The 3,707-nt window shown below is 58.7% G+C and carries 4 protein-coding genes; 1 reads left to right on the top strand and 3 read right to left on the bottom strand.

The features are described 5' to 3' along the window. Nucleotides 1-297: 297 nt before the first annotated feature. Both RM96_RS20730 and RM96_RS20725 read right to left on the bottom strand, forming a co-directional pair. Nucleotides 298-663, bottom strand: coding sequence for a tetratricopeptide repeat protein (locus tag RM96_RS20730; RefSeq protein WP_238587343.1), 366 nt, complete (start codon nucleotides 661-663; stop codon nucleotides 298-300). Between the two features lie 162 nt (nucleotides 664-825). Continuing rightward, on the bottom strand, nucleotides 826-1,293 hold the full coding sequence (locus tag RM96_RS20725; protein ID WP_338011426.1) for an SDR family oxidoreductase: 468 nt from the start codon (nucleotides 1,291-1,293) through the stop codon (nucleotides 826-828). 778 nt (nucleotides 1,294-2,071) lie between these two features. Here RM96_RS20725 and RM96_RS37345 point away from each other — a divergent pair. After that, the gene (locus RM96_RS37345) at nucleotides 2,072-2,323 is read left to right on the top strand and encodes a hypothetical protein (protein ID WP_082016627.1); all 252 of its coding nucleotides are present in this window, start codon (nucleotides 2,072-2,074) and stop codon (nucleotides 2,321-2,323) included. A gap of 527 nt (nucleotides 2,324-2,850) precedes the next feature. Here RM96_RS37345 and phbB read toward each other — a convergent pair. After that, nucleotides 2,851-3,594 (bottom strand): acetoacetyl-CoA reductase, encoded by a 744-nt coding sequence (gene phbB / locus RM96_RS20720; RefSeq protein ID WP_039013326.1) that lies wholly within the window; start codon nucleotides 3,592-3,594, stop codon nucleotides 2,851-2,853. Nucleotides 3,595-3,707 lie beyond the last annotated feature (113 nt).

Genomic DNA, 3,707 nt, shown 5'->3' with positions numbered 1-3,707 from the left:
TTAGCGAACTGCTGCCATGGGCCATGGCTGAGCAGATCCGCTCGACCGCCGCCTGAAAGCAACCCCGTCGTCAAGAACGCTGTCCGCCGGACGGTTACGTACCTGCACGCCGGCGCAGGTGGGTGCGACCTAGGGACGCCTTCTATGACCATAGCATGATGCGCCGCTGGCCATCCTAGCCGAACTCGGCGCAGCCACATCTGCCGGCGGGCGCTACTGCGCAGCGCTTGCTGGTGGCCTCATTTTCCGCCCCCGCAGCTGCTACCGCGCTGCCCGGCAGACTATTCTCGCGTACGACTACGTCTTGCCGTCGTCTGACTGACCGCCAGCAGCGCCTGATTGCCGGTCCAAACGTCGAAGACGCACAATCATTTCCTTTTCAGCTTGTTTGTCGCCGTGGGCCTTCGCGGCTTCAATTCCCTTCTGAAAGGCTACACGCGCCTTCGCATCTTGGCCGAGGTCAACATAGAGAACTCCGAGGGCTCGCCAAGCGCCCGAATAGTGCGGGTCTAACTCGGTGGCTTTGACCAGATGAGGAACAGCAGCGGCCAACTCTCCTTGTTGCTCGTACGCCAGTGCAAGCGTAACCCTGAGCCGAACGGAGTCCTGCCCATCGGCGAGTCGTCCCTCCAGCGGTGCTATCGAGAGCTTTGGCATGGTCATGACTTCTTCCGCCTACGCCCGACATGTGTACACCGGACCCACAACTCGGGCTCGTGCTGCGACTCCGCTTCAACGTCTAAGTAAATGAAGAGAACGTGGTCACGATAACGCAATTGGTACGACGATAGCCTCGACGGAGGGCGGACAATGCGATTCAGTGGGTTACTGACACCACCTGCCCAGAGATGTCTTCCGTAATGTATTTCTGGTAGGCCTGTGCGACCACCGCCGCCCGAACGCCCTTGGCGGGGCCGCGTCCCATCGCTTCGAGCGTCTCCCACCCCATCCGGGGCTGACGACATTCACGCGAATCTTGCCTTGCAATTCGAGCGCTGCTGCCCGCCCGAACGCCTCGATGCCGGCGTTCACAGTGCTCACTGCAGCACCACCGAGCACTGGATGCTGCGCGAGGGTGCCACTGGTGAGCGTGACCGACCCGCCCTGGGAGATGTACGGAACCCCATACCGGACCAGATTGACCTGCCCCATCAGCTTATTGGCCAAGCTGAATGCAAAATCATCGTCAGTCAGGGCATCCAATGGCGCGGTGCCTCCTACGCAGACCACCGCCTCAACCGTGCCCACTTGTTTGTACATCGCCAGAATCGACTGCTTGTCGGAGATGTCCACTGAGACCGGCGGAGAGCTACGACTAGCCCCGACCACGTCGTGCTCTTCCGACAACTAAGCCGTAATTTCTTTCCCAAGAAGCCCAGTGGCTCCAATGACCAGTATGCGCACACGTCCCCCTGATAACAGATGATGAGTGGTAGTGAATGGCCCACAGTACCCAGCTCGTTTTCAAGATGAAATAGCCTGGTTCATAGCATACGCCCCGCGCGCAACTACGCGCCGACTGCCGGTGCTTGGGTACCGGGCAGCCGCACGAATGCCTACATCGTCCCAGTATCCATCGACACACCGAGCAGCGTGAGCAGCAGAGGCTGGGCAGAAGCTACCAACAATGTGACGGGCAAGGGAGCCCTTCTTGCAAGCGCGTGATGTGCGGCTGACTATACCTCGGGCGTCGACGCTCCAGACAGAGCCGAGAGGATGACCCCAAAAGCACCGACGAATCGGCATAGGAAGAGCCATTGGGCGCCAAGCGTGCAGTCAACCGTCTACAAATGTCGGCCGTCTTTGTGGTCAATCGCACATACTGCAATGCATCACCGCTAACACCCTATCGACGGATACAGGCACCTCATAGCCTGTGTTCCTGCTGTTGCTATTTCGCAAAACGATGCGTAGGGGCATCAGGTTGTTGCCTAGACTTAAAGCGCTTTCTCAAGATTCGTCCGCGACGCTAGGTGCGGAAGGAAGCGCATTGCAGTGCAGCGGTGCTTCTGACAGTCGTCGGGCCTTCTGGAGCTCTGCAGGAAGCAATAGCCGGGGTAAGGGAGGTGACATGAAAAGCACAAATAAGCAGTCGCTGCGTTTTCAGGTCGAAAAATGGCTGGCACCTGGGCCGACTACGCCGGTTCATGTAATTGAATTCAGTCGCACCTACCCAGGAAGGCGACGCTACGTATGCGTCGAGACCACGCAACAGGCCGGTTTGCGGACGTTATTCTTCTTCCGGCACGATGATGGCTGCTGGCGCGTGTTTCCGCCCACGGTCGATAGTCCGAAGAAGAGCACAGACCGTCTGGCCTTGTGAGCGGTCATTGCCGGCTCGATTCTCGAGCGTAGTTAGTGTTGATGTGCTGGCGCTCACCGGCAGAGCGTGATTCAACTGGCTGCCAGCAGAATCGGCTTGTTCGCAACCTGGCCGGAACCAGTCCGAAGCAAGCCTACGACCACATTCGAACCAGCGCGGTGTTCCCTGCGCCCGAGGCAGAACCCAACGCCTCCCGCCTGCTAGAGCAATGAGCACACTGAGCGAAGACGCCGCGCGCGAGGGCTGAACCGGAGCCGACCGCCCACAAAAAAAGAACCCGCGTTGCCGAGGGTGGCAGCGCGGGTGGTAGTGGGGCCTACAGCGCTCAATTTAAAGGCGAATTAGATAACCCTAATATCAGGGTTAACTATTGTGTTGCTCAGACGCCTCTGTCATTGGCTCGACACAGGACAGAGATCCCCGCCACGCCTAGCTGCCCGCAGGAAGGCCGCACTGGTTCCTTCCGGTCAGAGCAGACTATGTCCAGCGCTCCGGCCTGTGTGGGGCGCTGGATGGCCCATCAGACCTTACTGCATGTGCTGCCCGCCGTTGATGGCGATGTTCGCGCCCGTCACGAAAGCGGCTTCCTCCGAGCATAGGTATGCAATCAATGCCGCCACCTCTTCCGGCTTCCCAAGACGGCCGACAGGAATTTGCGGGATGATTTTGGTATCGAGAATCTCCTGCGGCACGGCGGTCACCATCTTGGTGCCAATGAAGCCAGGCGAAACGGTGTTGACCGTCACACCACTCTTCGCCACTTCGAGTGCCAATGACTTCGTAAAGCCATGCATTCCGGCTTTGGCTGCAGCGTAGTTGGTTTGGCCGAAGCCGCCTTTGGAGCCGATGATGGAGGATATGTTGATGATGCGGCCCCAGCCTCGCCTCACCATCTCCTCGCACATCGGCTTCGTCATATTGAACACCGAATCGAGATTGGTTCGCATGACCGCATCCCAATTGACTTTGTCCAACTTCTTGAAGCTGGCGTCGCGCGTAATCCCGGCGTTGTTAATCAGAATGTCGACTGAGCCAAGTGCCTCCCGAATTGTTGCCACACACGGCTGGCACAACCCATAGTCTGCGACGTCAACGGGATACGCGTGGAACCTGCGCCCGCTTTCCTCCATCTTTCCCAGCCAGCTCGCGACGCCGCTATTACCGGCGGAATGCGTGACAGCCACCGTATAACCTGCGTCATGCAGCCGGACGCTGATAGCCTCACCGATGCCGCCCATCCCGCCTGTGACTACGGCAACTTTCTTGGTCATGTCTCCAATCCTCTAAGAGCCCGTTTGAAAATTCAAGGATGGGCGATTCTGCGTAGCAGCAGGCCGCCCATCGCGATATAGACCATAGCTTCCGATACGTCAGTTCGCCGTTC

This window comes from Cupriavidus sp. IDO (assembly GCF_000812465.1).
Lineage (GTDB): Bacteria > Pseudomonadota > Gammaproteobacteria > Burkholderiales > Burkholderiaceae > Cupriavidus.
Note: the sequence above shows the minus strand (reverse complement) of the source record. Positions and strands in the feature narration are given on the sequence as shown.